The following is an 18,180-nucleotide window of genomic DNA, read 5'->3' as shown; positions in this document are numbered from 1 at the left end:
TTTGCGGGAGCGTGTGCCGATGAGACAGGTGGTGGAGCAGCTGGAGGCCTCGCGCATCCGGGAAGTGGCCAACGAGGGCCTGGGCCGGGCCGATGTGCTCAAGTTCTGGTTCGGCGAGAGCGACGAGGTCACGCCCGGCTTCATCCGCGACGCGGCCGTGGCCTCGCTGCAGGCCGGCGAGACCTTCTACGCGCACAACCTGGGCCTGCAGGAGCTGCGCGAGGCGCTGGCGGCGTACACCGACAAGCTCCACCCCGGGCGCGGCGCGGGCCACTGGTTCGATCGCCTGGCCGTCAGCTCGGGCGGCGTCAACGGGCTCATGCTGGCCTCGCAGGCCCTGGTGGAGGCGGGTGACGAGGTGATCGTGGTCTCGCCGGCCTGGCCCAACCTGGTGGCGCAGCCGCTCATCCTGGGGGCGAAGGTCAAGACCGTGCCGCTGCGCGTGCAGGCCGATGGCCCCCGGGCGGGGGCCTGGGTGCTGGACATGGACGCCTTGCTCGCTGCCATCACGCCCTCGACCCGCCTGCTGGTGGTCAACGCCCCCAACAACCCCACGGGCTGGACGCTCAGCGCCGCCGAGCAGCGCACCATCCTCGCGCACTGCCGCCGCACCGGCACCTGGATCCTGGCCGACGAGGTCTACGAGCGGCTTTATTTCGCGGACGACACGCCCAACGGCGCCGCGCCCAGCTTCCTGGACGTGGCCGAACCGGACGACCGCGTCATCGTCGCCCACAGCTTCTCCAAGAGCTTCCTCATGACCGGCTGGCGCCTGGGTTGGCTGGTGCTGCCGCCAGCGCTCACCGCCGCCATCGGCAAGCTCATTGAATACAACACCTCCTGCGCGCCGGTGTTCGTGCAGCGCGCGGCTACCGTGGCGCTGCAGCGCGGCGACGAGGTCACCCCGGCCCTGGTGGCGCACCTGCGGCACTGCCGCGACACCCTGGTGCCGCTGCTGCGCGCGCTGCCCGGGGTGACCCTGGCCGAGCCGCTGGGCGGCATGTACGCCTTCTTCCGGCTGGCGGGGCAGGACGATTGCCTGGCGGTGGCCAAGCGCCTGGTGCGCGAAGCCGGCCTGGGCCTGGCGCCCGGCAGCGCCTTCAGCCCCGAGGCCAGGGGCTGGCTGCGCTGGTGCTTCGCCAGCCGCGACACGGACCGCCTGGTGCAGGGCGTGGAGCGCCTGCGCCACTGGCTGGCCGCCCAGCCGCCGGCTGCCTCCTGAGTCCTTCTGGTCTATAATTCGCGGTTGCTGTCTTCACGGGCGGCAATTTCACGCCCGCGGCGGCCCACATCGGCTGCGGCGGGACGCACGTAACGCCAGGCAACTGGCCAAGGAACTTTCAATGATCGCCCAATCCATCAAAGCCGAAGTGGTCGCGGCCAACGCCCGCGCCGCCAACGACACCGGCAGCCCCGAAGTGCAAGTCGCACTGCTGACCGCCCGCATCAACGAGCTCACCCCTCACTTCAAGACCCACGCCAAGGACCACCATGGCCGCCGCGGTCTGCTGCGCATGGTGAGCCGCCGCCGCAAGCTGCTCGACTACCTGAAGTCCAAGGACGCCGAGCGTTACATCGCCCTGATCCAGAAACTGGGCCTGCGCAAGTAATTGGCACGGCTGTGACACACGAAACGCCTGAGTTGGTTCGCTGGCTCGGGCGTTTTTTGCTTGTCACGCGCCTTTTTTGATTCCGGAGCCCCGACAACAGAGCGAAGCTGTGTCATTCCAAACGGGTTGTGCGCCAGGTGTGGCGCCCACAGTCCTTCTGGAATGGCATCGTGTTCTGGGTTGTGTCTCCGGGTTTTGTGCAGCGAAGCTGCACGCATTTAACGGAGAGACACCATGAGCATGTTCAACAAGGTCACCAAGAGCTTCCAGTGGGGCCCCCACCACGTCACGATGGAAACCGGCGAAATCGCGCGCCAGTCCACCGGCGCCGTGCTGGTCAACATCGATGACACCGTGGTCCTGGCCACCGTGGTCGCCAAGACCGAGGCCAAGGCCGGCCAGGACTTCTTCCCCCTGACGGTGGACTACACCGAGAAGTCGTACGCCGCCGGCAAGATCCCCGGCAGCTTCTTCAAGCGCGAAGGCCGCCCGAGCGAACTCGAGACGCTGACCTGCCGCTTGATCGACCGCCCGATCCGCCCGCTGTTCCCTGAAGGCTTCTACAACGAAGTGCAGGTGATCGTGCACGTGGTGAGCCTGAACCCCGAAGTGCAGGCCGACATCGCCGCGATGATCGCCACCTCCGCCGCGCTGGCCGTCAGCGGCATCCCGTTCAACGGCCCCATCGGCGCCGCCCGCGTGGGCTATGTCAACGGCGAGTACGTGCTCAACCCGGGCCAGACCCAGCTCAAGGACAGCCAACTCGACCTCGTGGTCGCCGGTACCGAAGCCGCCGTGCTGATGGTGGAATCCGAAGCCGACCAGCTGTCGGAAGAAGTCATGCTGGGCGCCGTGGTCTACGGCCACGACATGGGCAAGATCGCCATCGCCGCCATCAACGAACTCGTGCGCGACGCCGGCAAGCCGGCCTGGGACTGGCAGCCGCCGGCCAAGGACGAGCCGCTGATCGCCAAGGTCGACGCTCTGGCCAAGGCCAAGCTCGAAGCCGCCTACCAGATCCGCAACAAGCAGGCCCGCACCCAGGCCTGCCGCACGGCCTATGCCGACGTGTTCGCCGCCCTGAAGGCCGAAGGCGTGGAATTCGACAGCGTGGCCGTCGAAGCCCTGCTGTTCGAGATCGAAGCCAAGATCGTGCGTGGCCAGATCCTGGCCGGCGAGCCCCGCATCGACGGCCGCGACACCCGCACCGTGCGCGCCATCGAAATCCGCAACAGCGTGCTGCCCCGCACCCACGGCTCGGCCCTGTTCACCCGCGGTGAAACGCAGGCGCTGGTCGTGGCCACGCTCGGCACCGACCGCGACGCGCAGCGCATCGACGCGCTGGCCGGCGAGTTCGAAGACCGCTTCATGCTGCACTACAACATGCCTCCCTTCGCCACCGGCGAAGCCGGCCGCTTCGGCACCCCCAAGCGCCGCGAGATCGGTCACGGCCGCCTGGCCAAGCGCGCGCTGATCGCCGCGCTGCCGAGCAAGGAAGATTTCCCCTACACCATGCGCGTGGTGTCCGAGATCACCGAGTCCAACGGCTCCTCGTCGATGGCTTCGGTCTGCGGCGGCTGCCTGGCGCTGATGGACGCCGGCGTGCCCATGAAGGCGCACGTGGCCGGTATCGCCATGGGCCTGATCAAAGACGGCAACCGCTTCGCCGTGCTGACCGACATCCTGGGTGACGAAGATCACCTGGGCGACATGGACTTCAAGGTGGCCGGTACCACCAACGGCATCTCGGCGCTGCAGATGGACATCAAGATCCAGGGCATCACCAAGGAAATCATGCAGGTCGCGCTGGCCCAGGCCAAGGAAGCCCGCATGCACATCCTGGGCAAGATGCAGGAAGCCATGGGCGAAGCCAAGACCGAAGTGTCCAACTTCGCGCCCAAGCTCTTCACCATGAAGATCAACCCCGAGAAGATCCGTGACGTGATCGGCAAGGGCGGCTCCGTCATCCGTGCGCTGACCGAAGAAACCGGCACGCAGATCAACATCGACGAAGACGGCACCATCACCATCGCCTCGACCGACTCGGCCAAGGCCGACGAAGCCAAGCGCCGCATCGAGCAGATCACGGCCGAAGTGGAAGTGGGCAAGGTCTACGAAGGCCCGGTCACCAAGATCCTGGACTTCGGTGCCCTGATCAACCTGCTGCCCGGCAAGGACGGCCTGCTGCACATCAGCCAGATCGCCCACGAGCGCGTCGAGAAGGTCACCGACTACCTGACCGAAGGCCAGATCGTGCGCGTGAAGGTGCTGGAGACGGATGAAAAGGGCCGCGTCAAGCTGTCCATGAAGGCCTTGGCCGAACGCAACACCGGCGAGCAGGCACCTCAGCAGCCTCAGTCGTGATGTCACCGGTGGTGCCGGTCATGCAAGCCGTTGAAATCAGCGCCTATGGCGCACCCGAAGTCCTGCGCCTGGGCGAACGCCCGGTGCCGGTCGCGGGTGCGGGCGAGGTGCTGATCCGTGTGAGTGCGTCGGGCGTGAACCGCCCTGACGTGCTGCAGCGCACCGGCAACTACCCGGTGCCGCTTGGCGCGTCCGACATTCCCGGCCTCGAGGTGGCGGGCGTGATCGAATCGGGCGATGCCGCCGCGATGGCGGAAGCCGGCCTGAAGGCCGGCGACCGCGTGTGCGCGCTGGTCGCCGGGGGTGGTTATGCGCAGTGGTGCGTGGCGCCCGTGGGGCAATGCCTGCCGGTGCCCGAAGGTCTGGACGACATCGCCGCCGCTTCGCTGCCCGAGACCTTCTTCACCGTCTGGAGCAACGTGTTCGACCGCGGTCGCCTGCAGGCCGGTGAAACCCTGCTGGTGCAGGGCGGCACCAGCGGCATCGGCGTGACCGCGATCCAGATGGCCAAGGCCCTGGGCGCTCGCGTGATCGCCACCGCCGGCAGCGACGACAAGTGCGCCGCCTGCCTCAAGCTCGGCGCCGACCACGCCATCAACTACAAGACCCAGGACTTCGTGGCCGCCGTGGCCGAGCTCACGGGCAAGCAAGGCGTCAACGTCATCCTCGACATGGTCGCCGGCAGCTACGTGAGCCGCGAGATCGAATGCCTGGCCGAAGACGGCCGGCTGGTGATCATCGCGGTGCAGGGCGGCGTCAAGGCCGAGTTCAACGCCGGCCTGGTGCTGCGCCGCCGCCTGACCATCACGGGGTCCACCCTACGGCCCCGGCCGGTGGCGTTCAAGGCGGCGATCGCGGCCTCGCTGCGCGCGCGTGTGTGGCCCTTGCTGGCCGAAGGCCGCATCCAGCCGGTGATTCACCAGGTGTTCCCCGCCGCGCAGGCCGCGGCGGCGCACACGCTGATGGAGTCCAACCAGCACGTCGGCAAGCTCGTGTTGAGCTGGGCCTGACCCGGTCAGAGAAGAACCCGTCATGAGAAAACTGATTGCAGGCAACTGGAAGATGAACGGCTCGCTGGCCGCCAACGAAGCGCTGGTCAAGGCCATGCTCGATGGCCTCGGCGGCCAGTCGCCCAAGGCCGACATGGCTCTGTGCGTGCCCGCGCCCTACCTGGCGCAGGTGGGCGCGCTGCTGCAAGGCAGCCCGATCGCCTGGGGTGCGCAGGATGTGTCGAACCAGGAGCAGGGCGCCTACACCGGTGAGGTGTCGGCGGCCATGCTGCGCGACTTCGCCTGCCGCTACGCCATCGTGGGCCATTCCGAGCGCCGCCAGTACCACGGCGAAACCGACGCCTTGGTGGCCGAGAAGGCGAAAGCCGCGCTGGCCAAGGGCATCACGCCCATCGTCTGCGTCGGCGAAACGCTGGCCGAGCGCGAGGCCGGTCACACCGAGGAGGTGGTTAAGCGCCAGCTGGCGGCCGTCATCCATCTCTGCGGCCACTGCATCACCGAAATCGTCGTGGCCTACGAGCCGGTCTGGGCCATCGGCACCGGCAAGACCGCCACACCCGAAGAGGCGCAGCAGGTGCACGCCGTGTTGCGCGCCCAGATTTCGGCGGCGACGCAGAATGCCGGTCGGGTTCACATCCTGTACGGCGGCAGCATGAACGCCGCCAACGCCGCGAGCCTGCTGGCCCAGCCCGACATCGACGGCGGCCTCATTGGCGGTGCGTCGCTCAAGGCGCTCGACTTCCTTCAGATCGTGGCTTCGGCCCCTTAATCCCCGCTCGCGCCCTGGGTGGCGCGGCGACAACCGATATCTCCGGAGAAAAAAGATGAACGTTTTGTTGACCATCCTGCTGGCGGTTCAGATCCTGGCCGCGCTGGGCATGATCGGCCTGATCCTCATGCAGCACGGCAAGGGTGCCGATGCGGGCGCGGCCTTCGGTGGTGGCGCCGGTTCGGCCAGCCTGTTCGGCGCCTCGGGTGGCGCGAACTTCCTGTCGCGCACCACGGCCGTGCTGGCCGCCATCTTCCTCGCCTGCACGCTGGCTCTGGCGTATTTCGGCAACCTGCGCACCGCCGCACCGAGCACGGGCAGCGTGCTGGAAGGCGCTGCCTTGCCCGCGCAACCGGCCGGAGCCGCCCAGCAGATCCCGGGCACCGGCACGGCGCCCGCGCCGGCTGCCGCAGGCGATGCCGCACCGGCCACCGGCGCGGCCCAGATTCCCGCCAAGTAAGCGAATCCTCCATCCGCCCGGACACCACGCTGGGCGGACTTTTCCTGCGCTGCGACAACCCGACCGATTCCTTCGGAAAAACCGGGGCAGCCCCCGGAAACAGGGGGCGTTTCAGGGTAAACTCTATGGGTTGTCAGCAAGGCTCGCACCATTCCTCGCGAGCCCATCAATGCAGACCCAGCCGACGTGGTGAAATTGGTAGACACGCTATCTTGAGGGGGTAGTGGCGAAAGCTGTGCGAGTTCGAGTCTCGCCGTCGGCACCAATCATTGGACAACACGGTCCCACGCCGTGTCAGCGGAATCTACCCAAGATGAGTCTCGAACAATACCTTCCTGTGCTCCTGTTTATCTTGGTGGGTATTGCCGTAGGGATCATCCCGCAGGTTCTGGGCTACATCCTTGGCCCCAACCTCCCGGACGCCGAGAAAAACTCCCCTTACGAATGCGGCTTCGAGGCTTTCGAAGACGCCCGCATGAAGTTCGATGTGCGCTACTACCTGGTGGCCATCCTCTTCATCCTGTTCGACCTCGAAATTGCATTCCTCATTCCCTGGGCCGTGGCGTTCTCCGACATCGGGGCCACGGGCTTCTTCGCTGGCGTGGTGTTCCTGGCCATCCTGACCGTGGGCTTCGCCTACGAATGGAAAAAAGGCGCGCTGGATTGGGAATGAGTTCGACAGACGCGTGCGCGCGCACCGGAGCGGTTCATGATTGAAGGTGTATTCAAGGAAGGTTTCGTCACCACCAGCTACGACTCGGTGGTGAACTGGGCCAAGACCGGCTCGCTCTGGCCCATGACCTTTGGTCTGGCCTGCTGCGCGGTCGAGATGATGCACGCGGCCGCCGCGCGCTACGACATCGGCCGCTTCGGCTCCGAAGTGTTCCGCGCCAGCCCGCGCCAGTCCGATCTGATGATCGTGGCCGGCACGCTGTGCAACAAGATGGCGCCGGCCCTGCGCAAGGTCTACGACCAGATGGCCGAACCGCGCTGGGTGCTGTCCATGGGCTCGTGCGCCAACGGCGGCGGCTACTACCACTACAGCTATTCGGTGGTGCGGGGCTGCGATCGCATCGTGCCGGTGGACGTGTACGTGCCCGGCTGCCCGCCCACGGCCGAGGCGCTGCTGTACGGAATCATCCAGCTGCAGCAGAAGATTCGCCGCACCCACACCATTGCGCGTGCCTGAGCGCGGCGCCCCTGACATCGCTAGCACGTCACTGGCCCTGAAAGAACCCTGTTCATGACCGACACCGCCATGACTCCCCCTGCCGTCGAGCCCGAGGCGCTGAAGAACTCGCTGGCGGGTCTGCTGGGCGACAAGGCCCAATCCCTCCAGGTGGTCCGCGAAGAGCTCACGCTCACGGTGAAGGCGGCCGACTACCTGGCCGTCATGCAGACCCTGCGCGATGCGCCCGAGGCCCGCTTCGAACAGCTCATCGACCTCTGCGGCATGGACTACCAGACCTACGGCGATGGCCGCTGGGAAGGCCAGCGCTTCGCGGCGGTGGTGCACCTGCTGTCCGTCACCCACAACCACCGCGTTCGCGTGCGCGTGTTCTGCCCCGAAGACGATTTCCCGGTGCTGGCGTCGGTGACCCCGCTGTGGGCCGCGGCCAACTGGTACGAGCGCGAGGCCTTCGACCTGTACGGCATCGTCTTCGAAGGCCACGACGACCTGCGCCGCATCCTGACCGACTACGGCTTCATCGGCCACCCGTTCCGCAAGGACTTCCCGCTGTCGGGCCACGTCGAAATGCGCTACGACGCCGAGCGCCAGCGCGTGATCTACGAGCCGGTGACCATCGAGCCGCGCGAGATCACGCCGCGCATCATCCGCGAAGACAACTACGGCGGGCTTCACTGATGCACCCCCACGCTCATCACTTCGTGTATTCGCTGCCCCCCGAGGGGGCGCGGGCTTCCCTTGGGACGGCCCGGCGGGAGCCCTGACATGGCAGAGATCAAGAACTACACCCTGAACTTCGGCCCGCAGCACCCGGCCGCGCACGGCGTGCTGCGCCTCGTGCTGGAGCTGGACGGCGAGGTCGTGCAACGCGCCGACCCGCACATCGGCCTGCTGCACCGCGCCACCGAAAAGCTGGCCGAGCACAAGACCTACATCCAGTCGCTGCCCTACATGGACCGGCTGGACTACGTGTCCATGATGTGCAACGAGCACGCCTACTGCCTGGCCATCGAGAAGCTGCTGGGCATCGAGGTGCCGATCCGCGCGCAGTACATCCGCGTGATGTTCAGCGAGATCACGCGCCTGCTCAACCACCTGATGTGGCTGGGTTCGCACGGCAACGATTGCGGCAGCTCGACCATCCTGATCTACGCGTTCCGCGAGCGTGAAGACCTGTTCGACATGTACGAAGCCGTCTCGGGTGCGCGCATGCACGCGGCCTACTTCCGTCCGGGCGGCGTGTACCGCGATCTGCCGGACAGCATGCCGCAGTACAAGCACAGCAAGATCCGCAACGCGCGCGCCATGGAGCAGATGAACACGAACCGCCAGGGTTCGCTGCTGGACTTCATCGACGACTTCACCCGGCGCTTCCCGACCTACCTGGCCGAATACCACACGCTGCTGACCGACAACCGCATCTGGAAGCAGCGCACCGTCGGCATCGGTGTGGTCACGCCCGAGCGCGCGCTCAACCTGGGCATGACCGGCCCCATGTTGCGCGGCTCCGGCATCGCCTGGGACCTGCGCAAGAAGCAGCCCTACGACGTGTACGGCCAGATGGACTTCGACATCCCGGTCGGCAAGACCGGCGACTGCTACGACCGCTACCTCGTCCGCATGGAGGAGATGAAGCAGTCCAACCGCATCATCGAACAATGCTCGAAATGGCTGCGCGCCAATCCCGGCCCGGTGATCACCGACAACCACAAGGTGGCCGCGCCCGCCCGTGAGGCCATGAAGGCCAACATGGAAGAGCTGATCCACCACTTCAAGCTCTTCACCGAAGGTTTCCACGTGCCCGAAGGCGAGGCCTACGCGGCGGTCGAACACCCCAAGGGCGAGTTCGGCATCTACCTCGTGAGCGATGGCGCCAACAAGCCCTACCGCCTGAAGATCCGCGCGCCCGGTTTCGCGCACCTCGCCACCATGGACGAGATGGCGCGCGGCCACATGCTGGCCGACGCGGTGGCCATCATCGGCACCATGGACATCGTTTTCGGAGAGATCGACCGATGAGCACCGTCACGCCCGAGTCCTTCCAGGAGGCCACGATCCGGCGCTTCGACCGCGAGGTCGCGAAGTACCCCGACGAGCAGCGCATTTCCGCGGTGATGGCCTGCCTGTCCATCATCCAGCAGGAAGAGGGCCACGTGAGCCCTGAAGCCGAGGTGGCGCTGGCCGCCTACCTGCGTGTCGAACCGATCGCGGTGCACGAGGTCACGACCTTCTACAACATGTACAACCAGCGGCCGGTGGGCAAGTTCAAGCTCAACGTCTGCACCAACCTGCCGTGCCAGCTGCGCGACGGCAACAAGGCCCTGCACCACCTGGAGCAGAAGCTGGGCATCACCATGGGCGAGACCACGGTCGACGGCCTGTTCACGCTGCAGCAGAGCGAATGCCTGGGTGCCTGCGCCGACTCCCCCGTGATGCTGGTCAACGACCGCCACATGTGCAGCTTCATGAGCAATGAGAAGCTGGACCAGCTGGTCGACGGCCTCAAATCGTCCGTGCAGGCCTCGGAAGGACAAGCATGAACGCCGAGCAGATCCTCTCGCAGTTCCGCGCCACCGGCGTGCAGACCTGCTTCCACGGCCGCCACATCGAACCGCAGATCTACGCCGGCCTCGATGGCAGCAACTGGTCGCTCGAGGACTACGTGGCCCGCGGTGGTTACCAGGCCCTGCGCAAGGTGCTGGGCCAGGACGGCTCACCGCCGGCCGGTGATCCGCCCGTCGTGGGCATGACGCAGGACCAGGTGATCGCCACGCTCAAGGAATCGGCGCTGCGCGGCCGGGGCGGTGCGGGCTTCCCCACCGGCCTGAAGTGGAGCTTCATGCCGCGCCAGTTCCCGGGCCAGAAGTACCTGGTGTGCAACTCGGACGAAGGCGAGCCCGGCACCTGCAAGGACCGCGACATCCTGCTGTACAACCCGCACATCGTCATCGAAGGCATGGCTATCGCGGCGTATGCGATGGGCATCAGCGTGGGCTACAACTACATCCACGGCGAGATCTTCGAAGCCTATGAGCGCTTCGAGGCGGCACTGGAAGAGGCGCGCGCCGCCGGCTTCCTGGGCGACGGCATCATGGGCAGCGGCTTCAACTTCCAGCTGCACGCCGCGCACGGTTTCGGCGCCTACATCTGCGGTGAAGAAACCGCGCTGCTCGAATCGCTCGAAGGCAAGAAGGGCCAGCCTCGCTTCAAGCCGCCGTTCCCGGCCAGCTTCGGCCTGTACGGCAAGCCCACCACCATCAACAACACCGAGACCTTCGCGGCGGTGCCCTGGATCATCCGCAACGGCGGTGCGGCCTACCTGGCCTGCGGCAAGCCGAACAACGGTGGCACCAAGATCTATTCGGTCTCGGGCGACGTGGAGATGCCGGGCAACTACGAAGTGCCATTGGGCACGCCGTTCAGCAAGCTGCTGGAGCTCGCCGGTGGCGTGCGCAAGGGCCGCACGCTCAAGGCCGTGATCCCCGGCGGCTCGTCGGCTCCGGTGCTGCCTGCGCACATCATGATGGAGTGCACGATGGACTACGACTCCATCGCCAAGGCCGGCTCCATGCTGGGCTCGGGTGCCGTCATCGTGATGGACGACTCGCGCTGCATGGTCGAGTCGCTCAAGCGCCTGTCCTACTTCTACATGCACGAATCCTGCGGTCAGTGCACACCCTGCCGCGAAGGCACGGGCTGGCTCTGGCGCATGGTGGACCGCATCGATCGCGGCCTGGGCAAGCCCGCTGACATGGCGCTGCTCGACAACGTGGCCGAGAACATCATGGGCCGCACCATCTGCGCCCTGGGCGATGCGGCGGCCATGCCGGTGCGCGCCATGATCAAACACTTCCGGCATGAGTTCGAGGCCAAGATCACGGCTGCTCAGACGCCCGCCAAGGCCGCTTAAGAGAAGACATTCCCATGGTTGAAATCGAACTCGACGGCAAGAAGGTGGAAGTGCCCCCGGGCAGCATGGTCATGCATGCGGCCGAGAAGGCGGGCACCTACATCCCCCACTTCTGCTACCACAAGAAGCTGTCCATCGCGGCCAACTGCCGCATGTGCCTGGTCGACGTGGAGAAGGCGCCCAAGCCCATGCCGGCCTGCGCCACGCCGGTTACGCAGGGCATGATCGTGCGCACCAAGAGCGACAAGGCGATCAAGGCTCAGCAGTCGGTGATGGAGTTCCTGCTCATCAACCACCCGCTGGACTGCCCCATCTGCGACCAGGGTGGCGAATGCCAGCTGCAGGATCTGGCCGTGGGCTATGGCGGCTCCGGTTCGCGCTACGAAGAAGAAAAGCGCGTGGTGTTCCACAAGGACGTGGGCCCGCTGATCTCCATGGAAGAGATGAGCCGCTGCATCCACTGCACCCGCTGCGTGCGCTTCGGCCAGGAAGTGGCCGGCGTGATGGAGCTGGGCATGTCGCACCGCGGCGAACACGCCGAGATCGAGACCTTCCTGGGCGACACGGTGGACTCCGAACTCTCGGGCAACATGATCGACATCTGCCCGGTCGGCGCGCTCACCAGCAAGCCCTTCCGCTACAGCGCCCGCACCTGGGAGCTCTCGCGCCGCAAGAGCGTGAGCCCGCACGACTCCACCGGCGCCAACCTGATCGTCCAGGTGAAGAACCACAAGGTCATGCGCGTGGTGCCGCTGGAAAACGAAGCCGTCAACGAATGCTGGATCGCCGACCGTGACCGCTTCTCGTACGAAGCCGTCAACAGCGAAGAACGCCTGACCTCGCCCATGCTCAAGCAGGGCGGTGAATGGAAGACGGTCGACTGGCAGACCGCGCTCGAGTACGTGGCCAATGGCCTGAAGCAGGTCAAGGCCGACCACGGCGCCGCCGCCATCGGCCTGCTGGCCAGCCCGCACAGCACGCTCGAAGAGCTGGCCCTGGCCGGTGCCCTGGTGCGGGGGTTGGGCAGCCAGAACATCGACGCGCGCCTGCGCCACGCCGATTTCTCGAACACGGCACCCACCGGTGCTGCCCGCTGGCTGGGTCTGCCGATCGCATCGCTCTCCACGCTGCAGCGCGTGCTCGTGATCGGCTCCAACCTGCGCAAGGACCACCCGCTGTTCGCGCAGCGCATCCGCCAGGCCCAGCGCAAGGGCGCGCAGGTCAACGTGCTCAACGCCGTGGCGCAGGATTGGGCCATGCCGGTGAAGAACACCGTGCTGGCCGACAGCGGCCTGTGGGTGTCGGCGCTGGCCGGCATCGCGGCCGCCATCGGCGCCGAAACGGGTGCCGCGACGCCCGTGAGTGGCGAGGCCACGGACGCGCACCGCGCGGTGGCCAAGTCCCTGCTGGGTGGCGAACAGAAAGCCATTCTGCTGGGCAACGCGGCAGCGCACCATGCCAAGGCGGCCAGCCTGCTCGCGCTCGCGAACTGGATCGCGCAACAGACTGGCGCCACGGTGGGTTACCTCAGCGAAGCGGCCAACACCGTGGGCGCGCAGCTGGTGAACGCGGTGCCGGGGCAGGGCGGTCTGAACGCCGGCCAGATGCTGGTGGGCCAGCTCAAGGCCGCCATCCTGCTCAACACCGAACCCGCCCAGGACACCGCCGTCGGTGCCACGGGTCTGGCGGCGGCCGGCATGGTCGTCACCCTCAGCCCCTTCAAGACCAACCTCGACGTGAGCGACGTGCTGCTGCCCATCGCGCCGTTCACCGAAACCTCGGGTTCCTTCGTGAACGCCGAAGGCCGCCTGCAAGGCTTCCACGCCGTCGTGCGCCCGCTGGGCGACACGCGCCCGGCCTGGAAGGTGCTGCGCGTGCTCGGCAACCTGCTGGACCTGCCGGGCTTCGACGCCGATTCGTCGCAGGCCGTGCTGGCCGCGGCGCTGCCGGGCGTGAGCAACGGCGCCGTGGTTGATGCCGCCCGCCTGTCCAACGCGAGCAGCGCGGCGATCGACACGTCGCCCGCCGAAGTGGCGCCCTGCGTGGCGTCCATCTACCAGCTCGACGGCCTGGTGCGCCGCTCGACCGCCCTGCAACTCACCGCCGATGCGCGGACCGCTCAAGCCCTGGAAGGAGCCGCAGCGTGATCGATGCGATGTACAACGGCGGCCTGGGCCTGATCGCCGCCGACTGGTGGGCCACCGGTGCCTGGCCCGTCATCTGGAACCTGATCAAGATCGTGGTCGTGCTCGCTCCCCTGATGGGCGCGGTGGCCTACCTCACGCTGTGGGAGCGCAAGCTGCTCGGCTGGATCCAGGTGCGCCACGGTCCCAACCGCGTGGGCCCCTTCGGCCTGCTGCAACCGATCGCCGACGCGCTCAAGCTGCTGACCAAGGAACTGATCCGCCCCAGCGCGGCCAGCAACGGCCTGTTCCGCCTCGGCCCCGTCATGGCCATCATGCCGGCGTTGGCCGCGTGGGTCGCGATTCCTTTCGGCCCGGAGGCGATCATCGCCAACGTGAACGCCGGCCTGCTGGTGATCCTGGCCATCACCTCGATCGAGGTCTACGGTGTGATCATCGCCGGCTGGGCGTCCAACTCCAAGTACGCCTTCCTGGGCGCGCTGCGCGCCTCGGCACAGATGGTGAGCTACGAAATCGCCATCGGCTTCTGCTTCCTGGTGGTGGTCATGACCGCCGGCAGCCTGCACCTGGGTGAGATCGTGGCCTCTCAGGCGCGCGGCATGGGCGCCAACATGGGCCTGGGCTTCCTGTCCTGGAACTGGCTGCCCCTGTTGCCGATCTTCTTCGTCTACCTGATCTCCGGCGTGGCCGAAACCAACCGCCACCCCTTCGACGTGGTCGAAGGCGAGGCCGAGATCGTGGCCGGCCACATGGTCGAGTACTCGGGCATGGGCTTCGCCATCTTCTTCCTGGCCGAGTACGCCAGCATGTGGCTGGTGTCCGTGCTGGCCGTGCTGATGTTCCTGGGCGGCTGGCTGTCGCCGATCGCCGCGCTCGACTTCATCCCCGGCTGGATCTGGCTCGGCATCAAGACCTGCGTCGTGGTGTCCATGTTCATCTGGATCCGCGCCACCTTCCCCCGCTTCCGCTACGACCAGATCATGCGTCTGGGCTGGAAGATCTTCATCCCTGTCACGCTGATCTGGCTGCTCCTCGTGGGCGCGCTCATGCAGACCCCGTGGAACCTCTGGAAATAAGCCGGGCGAACGACCATGTCCACCACCACCGCCAATTCCACCGCGCCGTCCGCGCACGCCGCGCCGTTCTCCTTCCGCGATTTCTTCAACAGTTTCCTGCTGGTGGAGCTGTTCAAGGGCATGGCCCTGACGGGCCGCTACGCCTTCAAGCGCAAGGTCACGGTGCAGTTCCCCGAGGAGAAGACGCCGCTGTCGCCGCGCTTCCGTGGCCTGCACGCCCTGCGCCGTTACGAGAACGGTGAAGAGCGCTGCATCGCCTGCAAGCTCTGCGAAGCCGTCTGCCCGGCGATGGCGATCACCATCGAATCCGATGTGCGCGCCGATGGTTCGCGCCGCACCACGCGCTACGACATCGACCTGACCAAGTGCATCTTCTGCGGCTTCTGCGAAGAAAGCTGCCCGGTCGATTCCATCGTCGAGACGCACGTCCTCGAATACCACGGCGAGAAGCGCGGCGACCTGTATTTCACCAAGGAGATGCTGCTGGCCGTGGGCGACCGCTACGAATCCGAGATCGCCGCCGCCCGGGCCTCCGACGCCCCCTACCGCTGACCGGCGCCGAACCGATTCGGCCGGACCAGACGACACAAGAACCACGACGCCATGGATTACCAGACCGGCTTTTTCTACCTGTTCGCCGCGGTGCTGCTGTACGCAGGCTACCGCGTGATCACCGCGCGCAACCCGGTGCATGCCGTGCTGCACCTCATGCTCGCGTTCTCGCAGGCGGCGGCGCTGTGGCTGTTGCTGCGCGCCGAGTTCCTGGGCATCACGCTGGTGCTGGTGTACCTGGGCGCGGTGATGGTGCTGTTCCTCTTCGTCGTGATGATGCTGGACATCAACCTGGACACGGTGCGCCAGGGCTTCTGGAAGCACTTCCCGGTGGCGGCCTTGCTCGGCGCCTTCGTGGCGGCCGAACTCATCGCCGTGCTGTGGGCCGGTTTCCCCACGGTCACGGGCAATCCGGGCGCGGTGGCCGCCGACCCGGGCTACTCCAACACCCGTGAACTGGGCGTGCTGCTGTACACCGAGTACCTATACCCGATCGAAGTGGCCGCCGTGATCCTGCTGGTGGCCATGATCGCGGCCATCGCGCTGACCCTGCGCCAGCGCAAGGACAGCAAGGCCATCAACCCCAATCTGCAGGTGCACGTGCGCGCCAGCGACCGCCTGGTGGTGCTGCCCATGAACGCCACGCAGAAAGCCGCCCCCGCCGCCGAAGCGGCAGCCGCCCAGGAGGGCCAGAAACCATGACCGTCTCGCTGGGCCATTTCCTCGCCGTCGGCGCGATCCTGTTCGCGATCTCGGTCGTGGGCATCTTCCTGAACCGCAAGAACCTCATCGTTCTGCTCATGGCCATCGAACTGATGCTGCTGGCCGTGAACATGAACTTCGTGGCCTTCTCGCATTTCCTGGGCGACATGCACGGCCAGGTCTTCGTGTTTTTCATCCTGACCGTGGCCGCCGCCGAATCGGCGATCGGTCTGGCCATTCTGGTGCTGCTGTTCCGCAACAAGTCGTCGATCAGCGTCGAAGAACTCAACACCCTCAAGGGTTGAGGCCAGGGCCACCCCACACGAGAACTCAGGCAAGAACCCCATGAGCACCACCCTCTCTGCAAGCACCTTGCTCGCCGTTCCGCTGGCCCCATTGCTGGGTTCGGCGATCGCCGGCATCCTGGGCACCACCTTCGGCGGCAACGTGATCGGCCGCCGCGCCTCGCACACCTTCACCATCCTGGGCGTGCTGGTGGCCTTCATCCTCTCGGCCATGACGCTCAAGAGCGTGGCCGTGGACGGCGCGCGCTTCAACGAGACCATCTACACCTGGATGGTGGTGGGCGGCCTGAAGATGGAGATCGGCTTCCTGGTCGATGGCCTCACCGCGATGATGATGGTGGTCGTCACCTTCGTCTCGCTCATGGTGCACCTCTACACCATCGGCTACATGGAAGAGGACGACGGCTACAACCGCTTCTTCGCCTACATCTCGCTGTTCACCTTCTCCATGCTCATGCTGGTCATGAGCAACAACCTGCTGCAGCTGTTCTTCGGCTGGGAAGCGGTGGGCCTGGTGTCCTACCTGCTGATCGGGTTCTGGTTCAACAAGCCCACGGCCATCTTCGCCAACATGAAGGCCTTCCTGGTCAACCGCGTGGGCGACTTCGGCTTCATCCTCGGCATCGGCCTGATCGTGGCCTACGCCGGCACCATGAACTACACCGAGGTGTTCGCCAAGGCGCCCGAACTCGGCACGCTGGGCTTCCCCGGCACCGACTGGATGCTGATCACCGTGATCTGCATCTGCCTGTTCATCGGCGCCATGGGCAAGAGCGCGCAGTTCCCGCTGCACGTCTGGCTGCCCGACTCCATGGAGGGCCCCACGCCCATCTCGGCGCTGATCCACGCCGCCACCATGGTGACCGCCGGCATCTTCATGGTCGCGCGCATGTCGCCGCTGTTCGAGCTGTCGGACACCGCGCTCAACTTCATCCTGGTCATCGGTGCGATCACCGCGCTGTTCATGGGTTTCCTGGGCATCATCCAGAACGACATCAAGCGCGTGGTGGCGTACTCCACGCTCTCGCAGCTGGGCTACATGACGGTGGCGCTGGGCGCCTCCGCCTACTCGGTGGCCGTGTTCCACCTGATGACCCACGCCTTCTTCAAGGCGCTGCTGTTCCTGGCCGCCGGCTCGGTCATCATGGGTCTGCACCACAACCAGGACATCCGCTGGATGGGTGGCGTGCGCAAGTACATGCCCATCACCTGGATCACCTCGCTGCTGGGCACGCTGGCCCTGATCGGCACGCCGCTGTTCTCCGGTTTCTATTCCAAGGACAGCATCATCGAGGCGGTGCACTTCAGCAACCTGCCCGCCGCCGGCTTCGCGCACTTCGCGGTGCTCGCGGGCGTGTTCGTCACCTCGTTCTACTCGTTCCGCCTCTACTTCCTGGTGTTCCACGGCAAGGAGCGCTACGACCAGAACCCGGACGCCCACCACGGTCACCACGATGACCATGGCGACCACCACGACGACCATGGGCACGGCCACGGCGATGGCAAGCCGCACGAGTCGCCCTGGGTGGTGACGGTGCCGCTGCTGCTGCTGGCCATTCCTTCGGTGGTGATCGGTTTCATCACCATCCAGCCCATGCTGTTCGGTGACTTCTTCAAGGACGCCATCACCATCAACACCGCGGCCCACCCGGCCATGGTGAAGTTCGGCGAGATGTTCCACGGCCCCCTGGCCATGGCGACCCACGCGCTGTCGACCGCGCCGCTGTACCTGGCGCTGGCCGGCGCGGTGTGCGCCTGGTACATGTACCTGATCAACCCGGCCGTGCCGGCCGCCATCGCGCGCGCGCTGCGCCCGCTGATCGTGGTGCTGGAGAACAAGTACTACCTGGACTGGTTCAACGAGAACGTGCTGGCCCGTGGCGCGCGCGCGCTGGGTGTCGGCCTCTGGAAGGGCGGCGACCGGGGCGTGATCGAAGGCGGCGTGGTCAACGCCAGCTGGAAGCTGGTGGGTGTGGTGTCCTCGGTCGTGCGCCGCGCGCAAACCGGTTACCTCTACCACTACGCGCTCATGATGATCGTGGGCGTGCTGCTGTTCATGACGTATTTCGTCTGGCTCGCCAAATAAGAA

General features: G+C 66.3%; 18 protein-coding genes and 1 tRNA gene. All 19 read left to right on the top strand.

Going from position 1 to position 18,180, the window contains the following annotated elements; genetic code table 11:
* Positions 1 to 19 precede the first annotated feature (19 nt).
* On the top strand, positions 20 to 1,222 hold the full coding sequence (locus AC1Q9M_RS11415; RefSeq protein WP_382320782.1) for a pyridoxal phosphate-dependent aminotransferase: 1,203 nt from the start codon (positions 20 to 22) through the stop codon (positions 1,220 to 1,222).
* Positions 1,223 to 1,343: 121 nt separating this feature from the next.
* A complete protein-coding gene (gene rpsO / locus AC1Q9M_RS11410; protein WP_291117839.1) occupies positions 1,344 to 1,610 on the top strand; it encodes a 30S ribosomal protein S15 in 267 nt (88 codons plus the stop codon).
* 234 nt (positions 1,611 to 1,844) lie between these two features.
* Positions 1,845 to 3,974, top strand: coding sequence for a polyribonucleotide nucleotidyltransferase (gene pnp, locus AC1Q9M_RS11405; RefSeq protein ID WP_444686964.1), 2,130 nt, complete (start codon positions 1,845 to 1,847; stop codon positions 3,972 to 3,974).
* Positions 3,975 to 3,994: 20 nt separating this feature from the next.
* Complete coding sequence (locus tag AC1Q9M_RS11400; RefSeq protein ID WP_382328539.1) at positions 3,995 to 4,984, top strand: NAD(P)H-quinone oxidoreductase; 990 nt, start codon at positions 3,995 to 3,997, stop codon at positions 4,982 to 4,984.
* A gap of 22 nt (positions 4,985 to 5,006) precedes the next feature.
* Complete coding sequence (tpiA, locus tag AC1Q9M_RS11395; protein ID WP_492433811.1) at positions 5,007 to 5,753, top strand: triose-phosphate isomerase; 747 nt, start codon at positions 5,007 to 5,009, stop codon at positions 5,751 to 5,753.
* A 55-nt stretch (positions 5,754 to 5,808) separates the two neighbouring features.
* The gene (gene secG / locus AC1Q9M_RS11390) at positions 5,809 to 6,213 is read left to right on the top strand and encodes a preprotein translocase subunit SecG (RefSeq protein ID WP_291117827.1); all 405 of its coding nucleotides are present in this window, start codon (positions 5,809 to 5,811) and stop codon (positions 6,211 to 6,213) included.
* Between the two features lie 180 nt (positions 6,214 to 6,393).
* Positions 6,394 to 6,478, top strand: a tRNA-Leu gene (locus tag AC1Q9M_RS11385).
* A 48-nt stretch (positions 6,479 to 6,526) separates the two neighbouring features.
* Positions 6,527 to 6,886: an NADH-quinone oxidoreductase subunit A gene (locus tag AC1Q9M_RS11380; protein ID WP_204735483.1), complete on the top strand. Its 360-nt coding sequence runs from the start codon at positions 6,527 to 6,529 to the stop codon at positions 6,884 to 6,886.
* Positions 6,887 to 6,922: 36 nt separating this feature from the next.
* Positions 6,923 to 7,402, top strand: coding sequence for a NuoB/complex I 20 kDa subunit family protein (locus AC1Q9M_RS11375; RefSeq protein WP_066270388.1), 480 nt, complete (start codon positions 6,923 to 6,925; stop codon positions 7,400 to 7,402).
* Positions 7,403 to 7,471: 69 nt separating this feature from the next.
* Positions 7,472 to 8,080 (top strand): NADH-quinone oxidoreductase subunit C, encoded by a 609-nt coding sequence (locus AC1Q9M_RS11370; protein WP_382325663.1) that lies wholly within the window; start codon positions 7,472 to 7,474, stop codon positions 8,078 to 8,080.
* Between the two features lie 87 nt (positions 8,081 to 8,167).
* Positions 8,168 to 9,421, top strand: a complete 1,254-nt coding sequence (locus AC1Q9M_RS11365) for an NADH-quinone oxidoreductase subunit D (protein ID WP_382156518.1) — start codon at positions 8,168 to 8,170, stop codon at positions 9,419 to 9,421.
* Entirely contained in the window at positions 9,418 to 9,942 is a 525-nt protein-coding gene (locus AC1Q9M_RS11360; protein WP_382320776.1) for an NADH-quinone oxidoreductase subunit NuoE family protein, read from the top strand. The genes AC1Q9M_RS11365 and AC1Q9M_RS11360 overlap by 4 nt, the downstream gene beginning before the upstream one ends.
* Positions 9,939 to 11,312, top strand: a complete 1,374-nt coding sequence (gene nuoF, locus AC1Q9M_RS11355; RefSeq protein ID WP_382320773.1) for an NADH-quinone oxidoreductase subunit NuoF — start codon at positions 9,939 to 9,941, stop codon at positions 11,310 to 11,312. Before AC1Q9M_RS11360 ends, nuoF begins: the two co-directional genes overlap by 4 nt.
* Positions 11,313 to 11,326: 14 nt before the next feature.
* On the top strand, positions 11,327 to 13,459 hold the full coding sequence (gene nuoG, locus AC1Q9M_RS11350; RefSeq protein ID WP_382328541.1) for an NADH-quinone oxidoreductase subunit NuoG: 2,133 nt from the start codon (positions 11,327 to 11,329) through the stop codon (positions 13,457 to 13,459).
* Positions 13,456 to 14,532 (top strand): NADH-quinone oxidoreductase subunit NuoH, encoded by a 1,077-nt coding sequence (gene nuoH, locus AC1Q9M_RS11345; RefSeq protein ID WP_291120484.1) that lies wholly within the window; start codon positions 13,456 to 13,458, stop codon positions 14,530 to 14,532. Before nuoG ends, nuoH begins: the two co-directional genes overlap by 4 nt.
* Before the next feature lie 15 nt (positions 14,533 to 14,547).
* Positions 14,548 to 15,084 (top strand): NADH-quinone oxidoreductase subunit NuoI, encoded by a 537-nt coding sequence (nuoI, locus tag AC1Q9M_RS11340; RefSeq protein WP_291120482.1) that lies wholly within the window; start codon positions 14,548 to 14,550, stop codon positions 15,082 to 15,084.
* A gap of 51 nt (positions 15,085 to 15,135) precedes the next feature.
* Positions 15,136 to 15,786, top strand: coding sequence for an NADH-quinone oxidoreductase subunit J (locus tag AC1Q9M_RS11335; protein ID WP_382156526.1), 651 nt, complete (start codon positions 15,136 to 15,138; stop codon positions 15,784 to 15,786).
* The gene (nuoK, locus tag AC1Q9M_RS11330) at positions 15,783 to 16,091 is read left to right on the top strand and encodes an NADH-quinone oxidoreductase subunit NuoK (protein WP_291120478.1); all 309 of its coding nucleotides are present in this window, start codon (positions 15,783 to 15,785) and stop codon (positions 16,089 to 16,091) included. The genes AC1Q9M_RS11335 and nuoK overlap by 4 nt, the downstream gene beginning before the upstream one ends.
* Before the next feature lie 40 nt (positions 16,092 to 16,131).
* Complete coding sequence (gene nuoL / locus AC1Q9M_RS11325) at positions 16,132 to 18,177, top strand: NADH-quinone oxidoreductase subunit L (protein ID WP_382320769.1); 2,046 nt, start codon at positions 16,132 to 16,134, stop codon at positions 18,175 to 18,177.
* The last annotated feature ends 3 nt before the right edge of the window (positions 18,178 to 18,180 follow it).

The sequence above is a fragment of the Hydrogenophaga sp. GW823-FHT04C09 genome, assembly GCF_058796355.1.
Note: the sequence above shows the minus strand (reverse complement) of the source record. Positions and strands in the feature narration are given on the sequence as shown.

Bases quoted from the DNA above. Each gene is read 5' to 3' on its own strand.
- rpsO (WP_291117839.1), top strand. From the start codon at position 1,344: ATGATCGCCCAATCCATCAAAGCCGAAGTGGTCGCGGCCAACGCCCGC.
- nuoK (WP_291120478.1), top strand. From the start codon at position 15,783: ATGACCGTCTCGCTGGGCCATTTCCTCGCCGTCGGCGCGATCCTGTTC.
- AC1Q9M_RS11375 (WP_066270388.1), top strand. From the start codon at position 6,923: ATGATTGAAGGTGTATTCAAGGAAGGTTTCGTCACCACCAGCTACGAC.
- AC1Q9M_RS11370 (WP_382325663.1), top strand. From the start codon at position 7,472: ATGACTCCCCCTGCCGTCGAGCCCGAGGCGCTGAAGAACTCGCTGGCG.
- AC1Q9M_RS11380 (WP_204735483.1), top strand. From the start codon at position 6,527: ATGAGTCTCGAACAATACCTTCCTGTGCTCCTGTTTATCTTGGTGGGT.
- AC1Q9M_RS11360 (WP_382320776.1), top strand. From the start codon at position 9,418: ATGAGCACCGTCACGCCCGAGTCCTTCCAGGAGGCCACGATCCGGCGC.
- AC1Q9M_RS11365 (WP_382156518.1), top strand. From the start codon at position 8,168: ATGGCAGAGATCAAGAACTACACCCTGAACTTCGGCCCGCAGCACCCG.
- pnp (WP_444686964.1), top strand. From the start codon at position 1,845: ATGAGCATGTTCAACAAGGTCACCAAGAGCTTCCAGTGGGGCCCCCAC.
- tpiA (WP_492433811.1), top strand. From the start codon at position 5,007: ATGAGAAAACTGATTGCAGGCAACTGGAAGATGAACGGCTCGCTGGCC.
- secG (WP_291117827.1), top strand. From the start codon at position 5,809: ATGAACGTTTTGTTGACCATCCTGCTGGCGGTTCAGATCCTGGCCGCG.
- nuoG (WP_382328541.1), top strand. From the start codon at position 11,327: ATGGTTGAAATCGAACTCGACGGCAAGAAGGTGGAAGTGCCCCCGGGC.
- nuoI (WP_291120482.1), top strand. From the start codon at position 14,548: ATGTCCACCACCACCGCCAATTCCACCGCGCCGTCCGCGCACGCCGCG.
- AC1Q9M_RS11415 (WP_382320782.1), top strand. From the start codon at position 20: ATGAGACAGGTGGTGGAGCAGCTGGAGGCCTCGCGCATCCGGGAAGTG.
- nuoF (WP_382320773.1), top strand. From the start codon at position 9,939: ATGAACGCCGAGCAGATCCTCTCGCAGTTCCGCGCCACCGGCGTGCAG.
- AC1Q9M_RS11400 (WP_382328539.1), top strand. From the start codon at position 3,995: ATGCAAGCCGTTGAAATCAGCGCCTATGGCGCACCCGAAGTCCTGCGC.
- AC1Q9M_RS11335 (WP_382156526.1), top strand. From the start codon at position 15,136: ATGGATTACCAGACCGGCTTTTTCTACCTGTTCGCCGCGGTGCTGCTG.
- nuoL (WP_382320769.1), top strand. From the start codon at position 16,132: ATGAGCACCACCCTCTCTGCAAGCACCTTGCTCGCCGTTCCGCTGGCC.